Annotated in this window: 17 protein-coding genes and 1 pseudogene; 13 read left to right on the top strand and 5 right to left on the bottom strand. The window is 35.2% G+C overall.

Features of this window, described 5'->3' with window-relative positions:
* Window positions 1-349: 349 nt before the first annotated feature.
* A complete protein-coding gene (locus tag ACIQ2X_RS05455; RefSeq protein ID WP_396177907.1) occupies window positions 350-1,681 on the bottom strand; it encodes a sensor histidine kinase in 1,332 nt (443 codons plus the stop codon).
* 1 nt (window position 1,682) lies between these two features.
* A complete protein-coding gene (locus ACIQ2X_RS05460; protein ID WP_396177908.1) occupies window positions 1,683-3,050 on the bottom strand; it encodes a sigma-54-dependent transcriptional regulator in 1,368 nt (455 codons plus the stop codon).
* A gap of 125 nt (window positions 3,051-3,175) precedes the next feature.
* On the opposite strand from ACIQ2X_RS05460, the gene ACIQ2X_RS05465 reads away from it, so the two are divergent.
* The 10 genes from ACIQ2X_RS05465 to ACIQ2X_RS05510 all read left to right on the top strand — a co-directional run bounded on the left by ACIQ2X_RS05465 (window position 3,176) and on the right by ACIQ2X_RS05510 (window position 13,365).
* On the top strand, window positions 3,176-4,432 hold the full coding sequence (locus ACIQ2X_RS05465) for an efflux RND transporter periplasmic adaptor subunit (RefSeq protein WP_396177909.1): 1,257 nt from the start codon (window positions 3,176-3,178) through the stop codon (window positions 4,430-4,432).
* 96 nt (window positions 4,433-4,528) lie between these two features.
* Window positions 4,529-5,230 carry an ABC transporter ATP-binding protein gene (locus ACIQ2X_RS05470; protein ID WP_396177910.1) on the top strand — a complete coding sequence of 234 codons (702 nt, stop codon included), beginning with the start codon at window positions 4,529-4,531 and terminating at the stop codon, window positions 5,228-5,230.
* A gap of 11 nt (window positions 5,231-5,241) precedes the next feature.
* The gene (locus ACIQ2X_RS05475) at window positions 5,242-6,036 is read left to right on the top strand and encodes a GIN domain-containing protein (protein ID WP_396177911.1); all 795 of its coding nucleotides are present in this window, start codon (window positions 5,242-5,244) and stop codon (window positions 6,034-6,036) included.
* 125 nt (window positions 6,037-6,161) lie between these two features.
* Complete coding sequence (locus tag ACIQ2X_RS05480; protein ID WP_396177912.1) at window positions 6,162-8,552, top strand: ABC transporter permease; 2,391 nt, start codon at window positions 6,162-6,164, stop codon at window positions 8,550-8,552.
* Window positions 8,553-8,663: 111 nt separating this feature from the next.
* Entirely contained in the window at window positions 8,664-9,956 is a 1,293-nt protein-coding gene (locus ACIQ2X_RS05485; RefSeq protein WP_396177913.1) for a TolC family protein, read from the top strand.
* A gap of 141 nt (window positions 9,957-10,097) precedes the next feature.
* A complete protein-coding gene (locus ACIQ2X_RS05490) occupies window positions 10,098-11,228 on the top strand; it encodes a P-loop NTPase (RefSeq protein ID WP_396177914.1) in 1,131 nt (376 codons plus the stop codon).
* A gap of 69 nt (window positions 11,229-11,297) precedes the next feature.
* Entirely contained in the window at window positions 11,298-11,537 is a 240-nt protein-coding gene (locus tag ACIQ2X_RS05495; protein ID WP_396177915.1) for a NifU family protein, read from the top strand.
* A gap of 174 nt (window positions 11,538-11,711) precedes the next feature.
* Complete coding sequence (locus tag ACIQ2X_RS05500) at window positions 11,712-12,764, top strand: NAD(P)/FAD-dependent oxidoreductase (protein WP_396177916.1); 1,053 nt, start codon at window positions 11,712-11,714, stop codon at window positions 12,762-12,764.
* Between the two features lie 44 nt (window positions 12,765-12,808).
* Window positions 12,809-12,949, top strand: a complete 141-nt coding sequence (locus ACIQ2X_RS05505) for a hypothetical protein (RefSeq protein ID WP_396177917.1) — start codon at window positions 12,809-12,811, stop codon at window positions 12,947-12,949.
* 86 nt (window positions 12,950-13,035) lie between these two features.
* Window positions 13,036-13,365, top strand: coding sequence for a ferredoxin (locus ACIQ2X_RS05510; protein ID WP_396177918.1), 330 nt, complete (start codon window positions 13,036-13,038; stop codon window positions 13,363-13,365).
* A 73-nt stretch (window positions 13,366-13,438) separates the two neighbouring features.
* On the opposite strand, the gene ACIQ2X_RS05515 is transcribed toward ACIQ2X_RS05510, so the two are convergent.
* Window positions 13,439-14,191 (bottom strand): uroporphyrinogen-III synthase, encoded by a 753-nt coding sequence (locus ACIQ2X_RS05515; protein ID WP_396177919.1) that lies wholly within the window; start codon window positions 14,189-14,191, stop codon window positions 13,439-13,441.
* A 20-nt stretch (window positions 14,192-14,211) separates the two neighbouring features.
* Window positions 14,212-14,880 (bottom strand): DUF4271 domain-containing protein, encoded by a 669-nt coding sequence (locus ACIQ2X_RS05520; RefSeq protein WP_396177920.1) that lies wholly within the window; start codon window positions 14,878-14,880, stop codon window positions 14,212-14,214.
* A 149-nt stretch (window positions 14,881-15,029) separates the two neighbouring features.
* On the opposite strand from ACIQ2X_RS05520, the gene ACIQ2X_RS05525 reads away from it, so the two are divergent.
* From ACIQ2X_RS05525 to ACIQ2X_RS05535, 3 genes are read left to right on the top strand one after another with little or no spacing between them, the layout of a single operon-like run.
* Complete coding sequence (locus ACIQ2X_RS05525) at window positions 15,030-15,755, top strand: polyprenol monophosphomannose synthase (RefSeq protein ID WP_396177921.1); 726 nt, start codon at window positions 15,030-15,032, stop codon at window positions 15,753-15,755.
* Between the two features lie 5 nt (window positions 15,756-15,760).
* Window positions 15,761-17,104, top strand: coding sequence for a dihydroorotase (locus ACIQ2X_RS05530; protein ID WP_396177922.1), 1,344 nt, complete (start codon window positions 15,761-15,763; stop codon window positions 17,102-17,104).
* A 12-nt stretch (window positions 17,105-17,116) separates the two neighbouring features.
* Window positions 17,117-17,587 carry a DUF4296 domain-containing protein gene (locus tag ACIQ2X_RS05535; protein ID WP_396177923.1) on the top strand — a complete coding sequence of 157 codons (471 nt, stop codon included), beginning with the start codon at window positions 17,117-17,119 and terminating at the stop codon, window positions 17,585-17,587.
* Here the strand turns inward: ACIQ2X_RS05535 and ACIQ2X_RS05540 are convergent.
* Window positions 17,584-18,044, bottom strand: a pseudogene (locus tag ACIQ2X_RS05540) (NAD-dependent epimerase); the annotation flags it as partial. The gene ACIQ2X_RS05535 and the pseudogene ACIQ2X_RS05540 sit on opposite strands and share 4 nt — an antisense overlap.

The following is an 18,044-nucleotide window of genomic DNA, read 5'->3' on the forward strand; positions in this document are numbered from 1 at the left end:
TATTGCCACTTTTTTTTACCTAAATATACTCTTTTTGGCAATTTAACTTCGCTTTTTATTACTATTTTTATATACAAGTTATTAACAGACAGATTGTTATAACATATTTAAGGAATGACTAAATACTGTAACCATTCCAAATATTAGCATTGGCGATAACAATGTAATTGCTCCAAATATGGTTATTGAGAAAAATATTAAGTCAGATTCTACCTTTTTTCACCGGTTTAAAGAAGTGGTTTTAGTGGTTCCAAAGGAGCAGTAAAAAGATTACGATCTCAGAATTTAGCAATCAATCGAAACTCCTTTTTATTAAATAAAGTAAAAAGCTTTTCAGATTCGGACAAAATTATTCGAGCAAGCAAACGGTAAATTGAGTCGTTTTCTTATCACTTTTAAACGAAAGATAACCGCCATGTGCTTCGATAATATTTTTGGAAAGCGTTAAGCCTATTCCCGCTCCATCTTTTCTTGTGGTAAAAAAGGGCAATAATATTTTGTCTTCAATTTCGGGTTCGATACCCGTTCCATTATCGGCGATTGTAAGGTACATTCGTTTGTCTTTCGACTCGGCATTTATTAGGATTTCCTTTGATTTTTTTTCGGCTAAAGCAAATAAACTATTGGTCAGTAAATTGATAAAAACTTGTTCCATTTGATTTGAATCGACTAATATCCAGCGTTTAAAATTGATTTTGTTTGTAACTAAAACACCTTCTTTTTTAAAAAGTGGTTTCATAATTTGAAGGCAATTTTCGACTAAAACAGAGAGTTCAACTTTTTCTTTCTGGGGCGAAGGCAACATGGCAAGTTTGCGGTAACTTTCTACAAATTCTTGCAGATGATTACTCCGGTTGTACATCGTTTCGACACTTTCTTTGATGTCTTGCAAATCTTCCGAACTCAAGGTTTCTTGGTTTACAATTTCTTTTAAATTTTGGGATAGCGACCGGATCGGCGTTAGCGAGTTGAGCAATTCATGCGAAATCACTTTCATCAAATTTACCCAAGCTTCTTTTTCTTTTTTCTCAATAACTTTCTGGATGGAGTCCAATAAAACGACATAATACTCCTGTTCGTAAATCTTTGTTCGGGCCGACTGCATTACAAAAGTTTGCGTTTCCTTCTCATTAACCCTAATTTGTAAGAAAGTTTTAATTTCGCTAAAATTTTGTTCTTCAATTACACCGCAAAGTGCAGGCATTTGGTTTTTTAAATACTTCCATTTAGACACTTTTGGTACTTCAAAATGTTTTGAAAAAAAGTCATTCATCAAGAAAACATCCCATGTGTCTTCGTTTTTTTGCAAAATCAAGATTCCGGTTTCAACCTTGTTGAGTATCGATTTATAAATGAGGTCTTTCGAAATATGTTCGTTGTGTGTTGTTTTCAAAGTAGCATACAATTCAAACAACTTTAAGTAATCGCCCTTGGATTTGTTCTTTGAAAAATCTGCTGAAAAATCGCGATTCAAGATGGCGTTTATGGTCTTGTCGTAAAACAAAAATGCATTTTTTAAATTAAAATACAGTTCAATAAAAAGCAGCAACGCCAATATTGCCAATAACATACTGGTGTATACAAAGTTTTTTTGAACCAAATAAAACAGCATTCCAATAGTCAAAATCAGGAACAAAATCCGAATAAATAGTTGGTGGAATATTTTTAAATTGGCAAACATCTCAACCTTTTTTTTGTTTCTCAACGTCGGTAATCAAATGGTATTTTTCAATTCTACGGTACAAAGCCGCTCTTGACAATCCCAATTCTTCTGCCGATTTGCTGATGTTGAAGTCATTTTTAAACAACACTTTTTCTATGGCTACTTTCTCAATGTCGGAGAGCTGAAATTCATCGGGCGTTTCAAATTTTGTGATGTTTTCCAAATCTAAATCAGCCGAATGAATCACGTTGTTTTCACAAAGGATAACAGCACGTTCAATGCGGTTTTCCATTTCGCGAATGTTTCCGTTCCAAGCGTGATTTTCAATTTGAATCAAGGCTTTTTCCTCAAAAATAATGGACGCTCTTTCGTATTTTAAAATCATTTTATGCAATAAAAAATGCGCCAACGGGATTTTATCTTCAATGCGTTCGCGTAAAGCAGGGAGCGTAATTTCCATAGTATTGATGCGGTAGTATAAGTCTTCCCTAAAATTTTTGGCATTTACTTCTAATTTCAAATTGAGATTCGTTGCTGTAAGAATCCGAACGTCAACTTTACGGGGCTTAGTTTCTCCAAGTCGGACTACCGTTTTGGTTTGAATAACTTGTAGTAACTTTGATTGAAGATGCAGCGGTACATTCCCAATTTCATCCAAAAAAATCGTACCGTTTTGAGCCGCTTCCAATTTTCCGATTGTGTCGGCTTTTGCATCAGTAAATGCACCTTTGGCATAGCCAAACAATTCACTTTCAAAAATATTTTCGTTGAGCGAACCTAAATCAACGTGAATGAACGCATTGTTTTTGCGTGCTGAATTCTCGTGAATGTAACGACCTAAAACATATTTCCCTGTTCCATTTTCGCCAAGAATCAAGACGTTTGCATCGGTTTGTGCTACTTTATTTGCCAATGCATATGCTTTTTCTATTGGCTTTGAGGTGCCAATAAAATAATCAGCAGTTGTTGCTTCAACAGTATTTTTTTTCTTGTTTCTTCGTGCTTCGACAATGCCTTTTTTGATGGTGTCTAACAGTTTTTCGTTGTCCCAAGGTTTTAAAATATAGTCGAAAGCACCATTTTTCAAGCCTTCCACAGCGGTTTCGACTTTGCCAAAAGCGGTCATTAAAATCACTATGGTTTTGGGCGAAAGGGTTTTGATCTCTTTTAAAAAATATAAACCTTCTCGACCGTCCTCAAAACCGATGCGGTAATTCATGTCGAGCAAAACCAAATCAATTTCGCTTTCTGCTACAAGTTGGACCACATTCTTAGGGTTATTTAAAGTATAAATCGTCTCATAATGTTTTTTCAACAGCATTTTTGCTGTGAAAAGTATGTCTTCCTGATCGTCGATGATGAGTATTGAAGCGTTTGTTTTTTTCATGAAGCGTTCACTTTCGGACAAATGGTGTTCGAAAATGAACACTCCGTTTTTTATTAAATTGGTATTTTATCTAAAATCAAGGTGTTACATTTTTTTAAATTTTGGCACAAAATTTCTATTATCCGATGAAAATAATAGTAATGGACACCCTCATCAAACGTAAAAATAACAAAAAAAAGTATGTATTAGTAGCTTTACCGCTGTTATTGATTTTGGGATATTTCCTGACGACATCTTTGACAAAAAAAAGAAGTTTGAATGTAAACAAATCAGAAATTGCAATTAAAACAGTGGAGGACGGGTATTTTGAAGATTTTATTTTATTTCAGGCAAAAGTCACGCCTTTAAATTCCATTTTAGTCAATGTGATTGAAGGAGGAGCGGTTCAGGAAATTTTTGTCAATAATGGCGACAAGGTTATCCAAGGTCAACCTTTGGTTCGGTTGTATAATCCCAATACGGAGTTGACGTACATGCAGCAAGAAACTGCGATTATAGAGCAAATTAATAATTTAAATAAAGCAAAACTCGATTTGCGGAACCAAGAGTTAAATTTGGCAAAAGATTTAATAAGTATCGAACATGACTTTATAGATGCGAAAGATTTGTTTGATTTAAATAAGAAATTGTTCGAGCAAGAAATTTTATCTAAAAATGAATGGCAAAAAACGCAAGAGAATTATCGTTTTCAGAAAGAACGAATGGACATTATTAAAGAAAGCGTTCGCAAAGAAAAGCAAGCCAATAGTATTCAAATCGGACAATTGAATCAATCGATTGGGATTATGAATAAAAGTTTGACCGTTTTGCGGAAAAATAAAAACAATTTCTTGATTGTTGCCCCACTTTCTGGCCGACTTTCTTCGTTTGAACCCATTTTAGGAAAAACCTATGTTCAAGGAAATAGTATTGGAACAATCGATGTGATGAAGGGTTACAAATTATTAGCTGAAGTGGATGAGTTTTATTTGGAACGTGTTTCGGAAGGACAAAAAGGAAGTGTTGAATTTAATGCAAAAACGATTGCAGTGCAAATTAAGAAAGTGATTCGGGAAATAAAAAGCGGTAGATTTATTGTAGAACTTAATTTTGTGGATGAAGAAAATTTAGAACTCAATCAAGGATTAACTTTTGGAGTAAAAATAAATTTATCCGAAAAAAAGAAGACTACATTGCTTTCGAAAGGTGGTTTTTATCAGGACACTTCTGGAAAATGGATTTTTGTAGTGAAAGGAAATGAAGCCATTCGGAAAAACATTACTTTAGGCCGAGAAAACCCTTTGTATTATGAAGTTTTAGAAGGATTAAAAGAAGGCGAAAAAGTGGTGACTTCGAGTTATAAAGATTATAAGGATGTTGAAGTATTGAATTTTGCCCCCTAGCCCCAAAAGGGGGAATTAAAAATAGTGAATAATAAGAAATAATTATAAAACCAGCTTACCTCTAGCTGTTCCCCCTTTGGGGGTTAGGGGGCTAATATGATACAAATCAAAAATTTATCAAAAATCTTCCAAACGGAAGAAGTAGAAACAAAAGCGTTAAACGCGGTTTCAATCACAATCAATCAAGGCGATTTTGTTACTATTATGGGTGCTTCAGGAAGTGGAAAATCAACGCTTCTGAATATTGTAGGACTTTTAGACAGTGCTTCATCGGGAAGTTATGAATTGCTGAATCATGAAATGATGGGTTTGAAAGAGCAACAAAAATCCAAATTCAGAAAAGAAAATATTGGTTTCGTTTTTCAAAATTTTAATTTAATTGACGAATTGTCGGTGTATGATAACATCGAATTACCTTTGATTTACAACAATATTCCTGCTTCTGAACGTAAATTAAAAGTTGAAAAAATAGCAGAGCGTTTGGGAATTTCACACCGGTTGAAGCATTATCCACAGCAACTTTCAGGCGGTCAACAACAACGCGTGGCGGTAGCTAGAGCTTTGATTAACGATCCGAAAATCATTTTGGCCGACGAGCCAACAGGAAATTTAGATTCTAAAAACGGAAATGAAGTGATGGAACTTTTAACGGATTTGCATGCACAAGGAGCGACCATTTTGATGGTAACCCATTCCAATTATGACGCTTCTTTTTCGCAAAGAACCATTTTGATGAAAGATGGAGCAATACTTTCTGAAAAAAACAACAGTAAAAACGTAGACGTATTAATCTCTTAAAACCAATTATTATGAACAAATTTATCATTTTCACAACCTTATTATTTACAGGTTTTTTAACCGCTCAAATTTCAGAAAATAGAGAAGTAGCTAATTTTTCTAAATTAAAAGCGTCGAGCTCAATTGATGTTTCCTATACTATTTCAGACAACGTCAGTGTAAGAGTTGAAACAGACGATGCCGAAAAAATGAAGCTTATAAAAACAGAAGTTGTCAACGGAACATTGGTACTTTCCATTGACACAAAAGACTATAAGTCGAAAAAAAGTAAGGGAAAAAAGAAAGGCAACAACATTAGTATTATCAACGGTGTACGGTTTGAGGTATTGAAAATTACGGTTTCAGGACCAAATTTACAAGCGGTGAAAGTGAGTTCATCGGCAGATTTGAAATTTATGAATACCAATAAAGCTTCTAAACTGGAACTGGTGGTAAGTTCATCAGGAAGTGTTGCAGGAACCTTTGAATGTTCAGATTTATTTATTGATGCCTCGTCAAGTGGCGATGTTTCGGCAATGGTTACTGCTAACGCTGTGGAAATTGAATCGAGTAGTTCGAGTGATGTGACCTTATCTGGCACAGCCAAAGCCATTACAGTAAAAGCAAGTAGTTCTTCTTCTTGTGATTTGAAAAAATTATTGGTTGAGAACGCCACTGTTTTGGCAAGTTCATCAGCCGATGTTTCGGTTCATGCTACGAAATCAGCAGAAGCAAAAGCGTCCTCAAGTGCTGATGTTGTGGTCTATGGAAATCCCGAAAATATAACTAAAGAAGTAAGTTCTTCTGGTTCTGTTGTAAAAAAATAACTCAATTAATTAAAACCCAGCTCACCTCTAGCTGTTCCCCCTTTGGGGGTTAGGGGGCTATCATGCTAAAAAATTGGACTCACCTTTTCATTTACCACATTAAAAACAACAAGCTTTTTACGTTTTTGAACGTTTTAGGTTTGAGTATTGGGATTGCGGGATTGATATTTGCGATTTTATATTGGAATGACGAACATAGTTATAATGAATGGAATTCGGAGAAAGAAGTAGTTTATCAAGTACAAACAGATTTGCGAAACGGGGCTTTTTGGCCGCATTCGGTTGCTGGACTTGAATCTTATTTGAAGACAGATTTTCCGGAAGTTGAAGATTATTTTTATACCGATAATTGGTACGAAAATTACTTGATACGTTACGGAGATAAAAAGCAGATGTTAAATGGTGTTTTGTCGACTCAAAAGAACTTTTTTAACTTTTTTCCTTTTCCTTTTATTTACGGAAGTAGTCAAAATGTCTTAAAAGACGAGCAAAGCGTTGCCATTTCTGAAAAAGCTTCGACGGCTATCTTTGGCACTATAAATCCAGTAGGGAAAACATTTTTGCTAAATAAAAAGCCTGTCGTTGTTCAAGGAGTTTATCGATTAGAACAAAATTCAAGTTTTGCACCTAATGTTGTGATTAATAAATCCGACAAACAAATTAAGGAGCAACAAAATCAATGGGGTAATTTTAATTTTGGATTGTATTTAAAAATTAAAAATCCCGATGACGTTGCAAAAGTAGAATCAAAAATCGAAAATCTGTATTACAATCATCGAGAGCGACTTTGGGGTAAAAAAGAAGGAGAATCATCTGCAACAATTGAGAAAAATCTTAAAGAATCGGGATTGAAAATCATTTTAGAACCTTTGACAAAAGCGCGGTTGAATTCAAATTTAGACGGTTATCCAGAAGGAAAAGGGAATTATCAATTTCTGTTAATTATGGTAGTTTTGTCGGTTTTAATTTTGATTTTGTCGGTGGTTAATTATATTAATTTGGCTACAGCCAATGCTATAAAAAGAGCCAAGGAAGTAGGGGTTCGAAAGATTCTTGGAGCGTCAAAAGGCAATATTGTAAAGCAATTTTTATTTGAAACTTCAATAACTGTTGCGTTTTCTATTTTACTTTCCTTGGTAATTGTAGAACTTTCTTTGCCTTATTACAATGAATTTTTAGGTAAAAAGCTGCTCATTTTTGGCGAACAATTTTACGTGCAACTCATTTTAATTTTTGTAGTCATCATACTTTCTGCAGGCGTTTTTCCAGCAATCTATGTTTCTAATTTTGAAACACTAAAAGTGTTAAAAGGAAATTTTTCCAGAAGTAAAAGCGGGATTTGGCTTCGCAACGGAATGCTGATTTTGCAGTTTGCGATAGCCTCATTTTTCAGTATTGGTTCTTATATTGTTTACGAGCAAGTACATTATCTTTCTAACAAAGAAGTGGGTTTTAGCGGGAATCAAATTTTATCTATTGAAATAAACAATGAAGATGTTCTTGAAAAAGAAAATTTAAATCAAATTGAAAATGGAGCTAAAGAAATTTTTAGAAAATATGAATTAATCAAACAAGAGATTTCTAAAATACAAGGAGTAGCAGAAGTAAATACAGGTGCTTTTGATTTTGGAAATGACAATAATTCTTCTTCGTCCTTTTCTTATAATGGAATTAAAATTCAGGGACAAAATATGGGAGTTGATTTTGGAATGTTGGAAATGATGGAGATAAAAATTATGAAAGGAAGAGGTTTTTCATCCAAATTTGCTTCCGACACCATTAATTCAATGATGATTAACGAAGCTGCATTGCGATTAATGAACGAGAAAAACCCAATAGGAAAAGTAGTCAATTGGAACGATAAGAAACTTAAAATTATCGGAGTAGTGAGCGATTTCAACTTGTACAGTCCTCAATCAAACGTTCCTCCAATGGCATTTTTTCACTTCAAAACCATAGATTGGATCTCTTACAATATGACAAAAATTCACGTCAAAATTTCGCCCGAAAATAGGGAGCAAACTATTGCCAATATAGAAAAATTCTGGGTAAAAAATGTCGATGGGGATTATCCATTTACATATGATTTTGTGGACAAAAATTACGCTCGAACCTATCAAAGCTATGTTAACCAAAAAAATCTTTTTTCCTTAATGAACTTTATCGTTATTCTGATTGCACTTTTTGGATTGTTTGCCTTGGCGAGTTTTTCAATTCAACGACGAATGAAGGAAATTGCCATCCGAAAAACACTGGGTGCCGAAACAAATGTGCTTCTTGTCGCGCTTTCAAAACAATATGTGTTGTTTTGTGTTGTAGGATTTTTAATTGCCATATTTCCAGTGTATTATCTGCTGAACTTATGGCTTGAAAATTTTGCATACCGAATAGAAATCTCAATTCTACCCTTTGTAATCGGCTTTTTTGCATTGCTCATTTTGACTTTAATTGTAGTGCTATCTCGGGCTTACCAAGCTACAAAAGTGGATGTTTTGAAGTATTTGAAATACGAGTAATTCAATTGCAATTTCAATATCAAAAAATTAAAGAAACACAGATTTATAAAATTAGAGAAATTTTAAAAATTTTTAGAATTTCTTAAATCTGTGTTCCGAAAAATGTCAAATATGAAAACAATCTTAAGTTTACTGTTAGTTCTGGCAGTGCAGTTTGTACACGCTCAAAAAACCACTTGGTCGTTGCAGGAATGTATTAATGCAGGTCTCGAAAATAACATTGCCGTAAAGATTCAAAAACTTGAAGTGAAGCGTACTCAAAAATCTCGAATTTCAATTTTGAACGAACTATTACCAAGCATTAGTCTTTCTGGAAGCCACAGTTATAATTTTGGCTCTACAATTAATCCTGGAACCAATGCGCGAGTGAGCTCGAATATTCTGTATGATAATTTTTCCATGAATGCCCAAATGAATCTATTGGATTTTAGTGCGATTGCCAATTCACAGAAATCAAAGATCGGAATAGAATTGGCAAAAGCCGAACAAGAAATTATCGAAAATGAATACAAACTTCAAATTTTGGAAAGTTTCTATCAAGCACTTTTTACACAAGAATTAGTCGAAATTCAGAAACAACAGTTGGAAAACACTCGATTTAACTTAAATCGGATTACCAAAGAAATTGAAATTGGAAGCAAGCCAAAAAGTGATTTATACGACATCCAATTTGCCTTCGCACAAGAAGAAAAGCAATTACTCGAAACAATTCAATTGTTTGAAATTCAAATTTCGCAGCTGTTTCAGTTGCTCAACTACAGTGAGGCTGTCAAAACAGATATTAAACTCGATAATACATTTGCCGAAATTCAAAGCAATCAAAGTGAGGTCATCCATCCAAAAATCAAATGGGCTCAACTGTATTTTAAAAGTGCGAAAAATGAATTAAAAGCACAACAAGCCCAAAAATTACCCTTATTATCAACGTTTTATCAACTTTCCTCTTTTTATTACAAACCCTTGACCCAATCCGGTGGAACAATAGAAAGTTTCAGTAATCAAATGGGTAATAATAAAAATCAACAGTTGGGATTGCAGCTTTCCATTCCTGTTTTTAACGGTTTTAAAAACAATCGTTTGGTACAAGCGGCAAAAATTGACATCGAAAAATCGAATTTAAAACTCGAAAAAGAACGCTTGCTTGTCCAACAACAGTTGGAAATTGAATCTAAGAATGAAGCAAACTATTTGCTAATTAAAGAAAAATTAGCCCAAATGCTGCAATTAGCACAAGCTTCGTTCAAAACAACACAAGCCAAATTTGCTTCGGGATCTGTAGATGCTTTTTCATTTTCAAGTGCTAAAAATAATTTATTGTCTTCAGAATACGCTTTTTTAAAAAACAAACTGCAAAGTCAATTTACAGTTTGCAAAATAAAATTGATTCAAAAAAATGATTTGTAATTTGGCAATAACCCCATAAACAAAACCAATTCTTTATCTTTCTTTTCACAACATTTCGTACTATCTTTGCAATCAAAATTTAGTTTAAATAAACGGATATCTGTTTTCCCAGATTCCGACTAAAATACAGCAGCATTCAACATGAAATTAGATAGAAAAGAAATACTTAAAGCGCTAGAAACCATATCTGTAGCAGGCGAAGGTAAAAATATGGTGGAAAGTGGAGCGGTAAAAAATGTGGTAACTTTTGGGGAAGAAGCAATTATCGATTTAGTACTCACGACTCCTGCAATGCACATAAAAAAACGTGCAGAAGACGATATCCGAAAATTGATTCACGAAAAGTTTTCTCCGGATGCCAAAGTTAAAGTGAACATCAAAGTAGAAGCGCCTGAAAAAGCCAACGAAATAAAAGGAAAAGCAATACCAAGTATTAAAAATATTATTGCCGTTGCTTCTGGAAAAGGAGGTGTTGGAAAATCAACAGTTACTGCCAATTTAGCGGTAACATTGGCCAAAATGGGTTTTTCAGTGGGCGTTTTAGATGCGGATATTTACGGGCCTTCGATGCCTATCATGTTTGATGTTGAATCGGCCAAACCCATTTCGGTAATGGTAGATGGAAAATCAAAGATGAAACCCATCGAAAGTTACGAAGTAAAAATTCTTTCTATCGGATTTTTTACGGCACCAAGTCAGGCTGTTATTTGGCGAGGTCCTATGGCTTCAAAAGCATTGAATCAAATGATTTTTGATGCCGATTGGGGCGAACTTGACTTTCTTTTAATCGATTTACCTCCCGGAACAGGCGATATTCACCTGTCGATTATGCAATCCTTGCCCATTACCGGAGCTGTTGTGGTTTCGACTCCACAGGCAGTTGCTTTGGCCGATGCCAAAAAAGGAGTATCGATGTTTATGTCCGACAGTATCAACGTTCCAGTTCTAGGAATCATCGAAAACATGGCTTATTTTACACCTGAAGAGCTTCCTCAAAATAAGTACTATATATTTGGAAATCAAGGAGCAAAAAATTTAGCTGAGGATTTAAATGTGCCTTTTTTAGGCGAAGTTCCATTGGTACAATCCATTCGGGAAGCTGGTGATTACGGCCGACCTGGTGCATTGCAGTCGGGTTCAATTGTAGAAAGAGTTTTCGAAGAAATCACCCGAAATGTGGTACAAGAAACCGTGAATCGAAACGAGTCACTTCCCGCAACCGAAGCAATAAAAATTACAACTATGGCAGGTTGCTCTGCTGTTAAAAAGTAGTATCCAGTGATCAGTTGCAGTTTTGAGTTTGTTGCAACGGCAACCTGCGACTTAAAAATAAATAATTATATGACAAACGAAGAATTAACTCAAAATATTTTGAAAGCGCTCGACGAAATTCGTCCGTTTCTAAATTCCGATGGTGGCGACATTTCGTTGATAGGAATCGAGAACGGCAAGCACGTTACGGTTCGTTTGGAGGGAGCTTGCACTTCTTGTAGCGTCAATCAAATGACCTTAAGAGCGGGTGTTGAAACCACCATTAAAAACTATGCACCACAAATCGAAACTGTGGTCAATATCGCCTAACATTTCTTGGCCGAATTTTAATTTTTCGAAAATTACTTCTAGAAATATTCCTAGTACAAATTTTTGCTGGGAATTGTTTTTTTGAAATTTGCAACTGACAATTATCATATTAAAAAGGTGTTATTTTTCTGAATTTTGCTTCCGATGGATACACTTTAGATAATAATTAAAAAAATGATACAAACAGATATTCTAATAATTGGTGCGGGTCCTACTGGGCTTTTTACTGTTTTTGAAGCCGGATTACTCAAATTGAAATGCCACATTCTCGACGCTTTGCCTCAACCAGGCGGTCAGTTGGCAGAATTATATCCAAAAAAACCTATTTTCGACATCCCGGGATTTCCTGAGGTTTTGGCGGGTGATTTAGTAGATAATTTAATGGAACAAATCAAGCAGTTTCAGCCGGGTTTTACACTCGGAGAACGTGCGGAAACCATTGACAAACAAGAGGATGGTACTTTTATTGTAACGTCGGACAAAGGTACTCAAATTCAAGCGCATGCCGTGGCCATTGCCGGTGGATTGGGAAGTTTTGAACCCCGAAAACCATTATTGGAACACCTTAATTTTTACGAAGATAAAGGAATCGAGTACTTTGTTCGTGATCCCGAAAAATTCAGAAATAAACGTGTGGTTATAGCAGGTGGTGGCGATTCGGCATTGGATTGGAGCATCTTTTTATCCAACGTAGCTTCCGAAGTAACTTTAGTCCACCGTAGAAATGAGTTTCGTGGTGCCTTGGATTCTGTTGAAAAAGTACAAGAACTGAAAGATTTGGGTAAAATCAAACTGATTACTCCTGCTGAGGTAATCGGTTTAAAAGGAGCGGAACATCTTGAAGAAATTGTTTTGGAAGAAAACGCAGCGCGACGAACCATTCAAACGGATTATTTTATTCCACTTTTTGGGCTTACGCCAAAATTAGGGCCAATTGCCAACTGGGGATTGGAAATAGAAAAAAATGCAATAAAGGTTGATAACTCGTTGGATTACCAAACCAACATTCCCGGAATTTATGCCATTGGCGACGTAAATACCTATCCTGGGAAATTAAAATTGATTTTATGTGGTTTTCACGAAGCGACTTTGATGTGTCAAAGTGTGTACCAACGAATGAATCCCGGTAAAAAATATGTATTGAAGTATACCACAGTTTCTGGTGTGGATGGTTTTGACGGAAGTCGGAAAGAGGCAGAAAAAGCGATTGTGAAATCGATTGTTTAATTCTCTGAATTTGAGTTTTGGTTGCTTAATGAATAAACCGAACAGTGGTTTCAAAATCTGGCTTTGAAGAGCTGGACAAGCACGTTTTTTTTTATGCAGACAAAACGCCTTTAGCACGACTGCATTTTGCCTGCGACATCATCAATTCAAGTTATAACACTGGTCTAGAAAAAAAAGTAGACTGAACGGTTTTTAGAGCAAAAAAGCAGGGCGGATTTATTTAACATTGACTTGATGGTTACCTATTACAAAAGAAGATAAAAAGAAAATAATGGCACAAGACGTAAAAATAACGATTATTGACCGCGATGGTGTTTCGCATGACGTCGAAGCACCAACGGATATGAACATGAACATAATGGAACTTGTTCGTGCTTACGAATTAGCCCCCGAAGGTACTATCGGAATTTGTGGCGGCATGGCGATGTGTGCTTCTTGTCAATGTTATGTTTTAAACGATTTCGTTTTACCTGAAAAAAGCGACGACGAAGAAGCAATGTTATCTGAAGCTTTTAACGTAAAATCCAATAGCCGATTGGGTTGTCAATTACACATTACGGATGATTTGGACGGATTAAAATTAGAATTGGCTCCTGAATAAAAGTTTAGTAAACATATAAAAAAAGGCGAAAACACATTGGTTTTCGCCTTTTTTTAATTTTATGAAATTAGGATTACTTGGATTCCTTATTGGCTTTGGCTACATATTTTTCTATTGCCATCGTCATCGATGGAGCTTCTGGCGTGGGTGCCATAATGTTAACAGTCAATCCACTTTCCAAGGCTTCTTTTTGTGTTGTACTTCCAAAAACAGCAATTCGAGTATTGTTTTGCTTGAAATCCGGGAAATTTTTAAACAACGATTTGATTCCAGTGGGACTAAAAAACACCAAAACATCGTAATATACATCAGCTAAGTCAGATAAATCGCTCATTACGGTTTTGTACAACGTTGCGGCTGTCCAATCCACTTTTAAATTATTAAGTGTTTGTGGTGCATCGGCGTTCAATTGGTCGGAAGCAGGCAATAAGAATTTTTCATCTTTGTATTTTTTGATCAATGATGACATGTCTACAAAGTCTTTTTGACCCACATAAATTTTGCGTTTGCGGTACACAACGTATTTTTGTAAATAAAACGCTACAGCTTCCGACTGACAAAAGTATTTTAAATCCTCTGGTATTTTATAACGCATTTCATCTGCCACTCTAAAAAAATGATCGACGGAGTTTTTACTTGTTAATATAATTGCAGTATAGTTTTTGAAATCAATTTTTTGAAGTCGAACGTCTTTTGCGCTAACGCCTTCAACGTGTATAAATGGACGAAAATCTACTTTTACTTTATGCTTTTGTTGCAATTCGAAGTAAGGCGAATTTTCCACTTTAGGCTCAGGCTGTGATACCAAAATTGTTTTCACTTTCATATTTGCTGTTTTCTTTTCCGCTATTTTTTAGTAAACCAATAATAAACAAAATAGTAAGGTGCTATTTCGAGAGTGCAAAGATACAAAATAAAATAAAACAACTTTCCAATTATGAATTTTTGATAAATTTTTAAAGAATTTAGATAACTTAAAACATTTGCTATTAAAACCAAAGCAATTAAAGTGTAAATTACAGATACTGATAAATTATCCGTATAAAAGAGCAACATGTTGATAGGCAGCAAGCACAACGAAATGTAGGTCCGGTAATTGACCTTTTGCAAATTATATTGGTCAATAACCTCTTCAAAGTCAAAAGCAACTGCAATTATCTTTTCTATTAAAAACTTACTTAAAATAAAAATGCTGCACATTGTAAGAAGCTGGATAAATAAAATCCAATTGTATCGGCTTGCCAATCCTATATAATCCAAAATCAATTGAATGAAAAAGCTCATGGATACAAATAGTACCGACATCAAAGCGACATTGAACCAACTGAATAGTTGCGAGCTTTCTTTGTAAATTTTGTTGTATTTATTAGAAACCAATAATTTCGAAAAGTCGGCAAAACGGTTTTCAAATGCCGATTTCGTTACGGCTATAATGACAAATGATAGCACAAACAAAGCGGTCGCCCAATCTTTATTATCGATGATTCGTTCTTGTCCAACTAATTCGCTTATCATGCCGCAAAATTAGTGTTTTTTTAATTGTTCAATCCTATTAGGAGCTTGGTTTTTGTATCGTTTATTTGTTATTTCCGTTATTTATTATAATTTTATTGGGACGCTTCCGTCATAAATAGTTTATTTTTGCAGTCGAAATTTAGACACTTATGAATTACGGAATTATTATCATTCCTACTTATAATGAAATCGAGAATATTGAAAGCATTATCAGGGCGGTTTTATCGCTCCACAAGCCTTTTCATATTCTTATTGTAGATGATAATTCGCCAGATGGAACGGCTAAAAAAGTAGTTCAGTTGCAACACGAGTTTCCAGAGCGACTTTTTATTGAAAATAGATTAAAAAAGTCGGGTTTAGGAACGGCTTATGTCCACGGATTTCGTTGGGCATTGGAGCGGGATTATGCGTATGTTTTTGAAATGGATGCTGATTTTTCGCACAACCCACACGATTTAGAAAAACTATATGATGCCTGTCACTTTGGGCAGAAAGATGTTGTCATTGGATCGCGTTATGTAACGGGAGTTAACGTTGTCAATTGGCCGTTGAGTCGCGTGCTTCTATCTTATTTTGCATCGGTTTATGTACGGTTATTTACGGGAATGGAAGTGCATGATGCTACAGCGGGATTTATGTGTTACCGTCGTGAAGTTTTAGAAAAAATAAATTTAGATCGCATTAAATTTGTAGGTTATGCCTTTCAAATTGAAATGAAATACCGATCGTATGCTAAAAATTTTGAACTTTATGAAGTTCCTATTATTTTTACTGACCGTGCCAAAGGACAATCCAAAATGAGTGGTGCAATTATTAAAGAGGCTATTTTTGGCGTAATTGCCCTTAGATTAAAAAAAATGTTTAACCTACTATAAGTAAAATGACGAACACCACATTAATTCGCAATGCAAAGATTGTAAATGAAGGAGTAATTTTCGAAGGCGATGTGTTAATAGAGGGTAATTTGATTGTGGAAATTGCTTCACAAATTAGCGCTAAATCCTCTGCTACCAAAATTATTGATGCGGAAGGAAATTATCTCATCCCTGGGATTATTGACGATCAAGTTCATTTTAGAGAGCCGGGCCTCACACACAAAGGCACTATTTTTACCGAATCGAGAGCAGCGGTTGCCGGCGGAATTACGAGTTTTATCGAACAGCCCAACACGGTTCCAAATGCCGTAACCCAAGAATTATTAGAAGATAAATACAAAATTGCTTCTGAAAAATCGTTTACCAACTACTCCTTTATGATGGGTGGAACCAACACCAACATCGATGAGTTACTCAAAACCAATCCCAAAAACGTTGCGGGAATTAAGTTATTTCTGGGTTCCTCAACGGGAAACATGTTGGTTGATGACGAAGCTGCTTTGGAACGTATTTTTTCCAGTACTCCGATGTTGATTGCAGTACATTGCGAAGACGAAGCGACTATTAAAGCAAATTTAGAAAAGTATGAAGCGGAGTTTGGCGAAGATATTCCTACGTCAAATCACCCGTTGATTAGAAGCACAGAAGCCTGCTATATTTCGTCGTCCAAAGCGGTTGCATTGGCTAAAAAAACGGGAGCCCGATTGCATGTTTTTCATATTTCTACGGCAAAAGAACTTGAGTTGTTTTCGAATAAAATGCCATTGGAAGATAAAAAAATTACGGCCGAAGTGTGTGTACATCATTTATGGTTCAGCGACAAAGATTATGCAACGAAAGGAAATTTGATCAAATGGAACCCGGCCGTTAAAACCGAGGAAGATCGGGAAGCACTTTGGGCAGCATTACTTGATGATCGAATTGACGTAATTGCCACAGATCATGCACCCCATACTTTAGAAGAAAAAAATCAGAAATATGCCAAAGCTCCTTCTGGCGGTCCTTTGGTGCAACATGCATTGGTAGCTATGTTTGAAGCCTACCACAGAGGAAAAATTTCGATCGAGAAAATTATCGAGAAAATGGCTCACAATCCTGCTAAATTATTCAGAATTGAAAAAAGAGGTTTTATTAAAGTAGGCTATTTCGCCGATTTAGTAATTATAAATACGGGTTTGCCCTGGACGGTGAATAAAGACAATATATTGTACAAATGCGGTTGGTCGCCATTTGAAGGAACTACTTTTAAATCACGTGTAACGCATACTTTTGTAAACGGTCAGTTGGTGTATACCAATTCAAAAGTAAAAGACGTACATGCAGGAGCACGATTAACATTTGATCGCTAAAACGATATTGTAATGAAAAAACTGTTTTTAATTATTACAGTAGGACTGTTGTTGCTGAATTGCAAATCAGATGCGATTGAGAAACCTGAAAATTTGGTAGACGAAGACCAAATGGTCGATATTATGTACGATTTGTATGTAATCAATGCCATAAAAGCAAGCAATGTGCATTATTTGATAGAGCACGATGTTACATCCGCTAATTATATTTTTAATAAATACAAAGTAGACAGTTTACAATTTGCCCAAAGCGATAAGTATTATGCTTCTCATATCGAAGATTACGAGAAGTTGTACCAACGTGTAACCGAAAGGGTACAAGCAAACAAAGCAGTTTTGGACTCGTTAATTCTTAAAAATCCAGTACAAAAAGTAAAAAAAGAGAAAAAAGCTACTGAAGCGATTCCTTTTAAAAAAAGAGATTCCTTGCGAAAAAGCCGCGTCATTAAAAATACTTTATTCAAAGAAAGTGTCAAAAATTAATACTTTGTAGCGATTTCTTTAATTACGGAGGCTATCGGTTTAAAGTGTAAAGAAAGTTGCGATTTGATTTTTTCATTGGAATACACATCTGTGGAATGCAACCATAACACATTTGCCTTAACAAAAGTTCTTTTTTGAAAAAACAAATTCGATTTGATCCAATTGATTTTACAGATCCATTCGGACATCCATTTTTTTACTTCTTTTTTTGGCGGGGAAACTTGTAATGCGTCGGCAATTAAAGTTGTAATTTCCTTATAAGTTAAATTTTCTGAAACCAAAATGTACCGTTGTCCCTTTACGTCACTTTCCATAAGTTGAATCATGCATGAAGTTACATCGCTAACACCTACAAATCCTGTAGATCCTTGTGTGTAATGTTTCAAGCCATTGGCTACTTTTGTAATCATTCTGAAACTACCTTCGTTCCGATTCCAAGTTTTAGGAATTGGACCTA

This window comes from Flavobacterium sp., assembly GCF_044368625.1.
In the GTDB taxonomy this organism is placed as follows: domain Bacteria; phylum Bacteroidota; class Bacteroidia; order Flavobacteriales; family Flavobacteriaceae; genus Flavobacterium.

Coding starts and splice junctions, on each gene's coding strand:
- ACIQ2X_RS05455 (WP_396177907.1), bottom strand. CDS start 1,681: ATGTTTGCCAATTTAAAAATATTCCACCAACTATTTATTCGGATTTTG.
- ACIQ2X_RS05460 (WP_396177908.1), bottom strand. CDS start 3,050: ATGAAAAAAACAAACGCTTCAATACTCATCATCGACGATCAGGAAGAC.
- ACIQ2X_RS05465 (WP_396177909.1), top strand. CDS start 3,176: ATGAAAATAATAGTAATGGACACCCTCATCAAACGTAAAAATAACAAA.
- ACIQ2X_RS05470 (WP_396177910.1), top strand. CDS start 4,529: ATGATACAAATCAAAAATTTATCAAAAATCTTCCAAACGGAAGAAGTA.
- ACIQ2X_RS05475 (WP_396177911.1), top strand. CDS start 5,242: ATGAACAAATTTATCATTTTCACAACCTTATTATTTACAGGTTTTTTA.
- ACIQ2X_RS05485 (WP_396177913.1), top strand. CDS start 8,664: ATGAAAACAATCTTAAGTTTACTGTTAGTTCTGGCAGTGCAGTTTGTA.
- ACIQ2X_RS05490 (WP_396177914.1), top strand. CDS start 10,098: ATGAAATTAGATAGAAAAGAAATACTTAAAGCGCTAGAAACCATATCT.
- ACIQ2X_RS05495 (WP_396177915.1), top strand. CDS start 11,298: ATGACAAACGAAGAATTAACTCAAAATATTTTGAAAGCGCTCGACGAA.
- ACIQ2X_RS05500 (WP_396177916.1), top strand. CDS start 11,712: ATGATACAAACAGATATTCTAATAATTGGTGCGGGTCCTACTGGGCTT.
- ACIQ2X_RS05510 (WP_396177918.1), top strand. CDS start 13,036: ATGGCACAAGACGTAAAAATAACGATTATTGACCGCGATGGTGTTTCG.
- ACIQ2X_RS05515 (WP_396177919.1), bottom strand. CDS start 14,191: ATGAAAGTGAAAACAATTTTGGTATCACAGCCTGAGCCTAAAGTGGAA.
- ACIQ2X_RS05520 (WP_396177920.1), bottom strand. CDS start 14,880: ATGATAAGCGAATTAGTTGGACAAGAACGAATCATCGATAATAAAGAT.
- ACIQ2X_RS05525 (WP_396177921.1), top strand. CDS start 15,030: ATGAATTACGGAATTATTATCATTCCTACTTATAATGAAATCGAGAAT.
- ACIQ2X_RS05530 (WP_396177922.1), top strand. CDS start 15,761: ATGACGAACACCACATTAATTCGCAATGCAAAGATTGTAAATGAAGGA.
- ACIQ2X_RS05535 (WP_396177923.1), top strand. CDS start 17,117: ATGAAAAAACTGTTTTTAATTATTACAGTAGGACTGTTGTTGCTGAAT.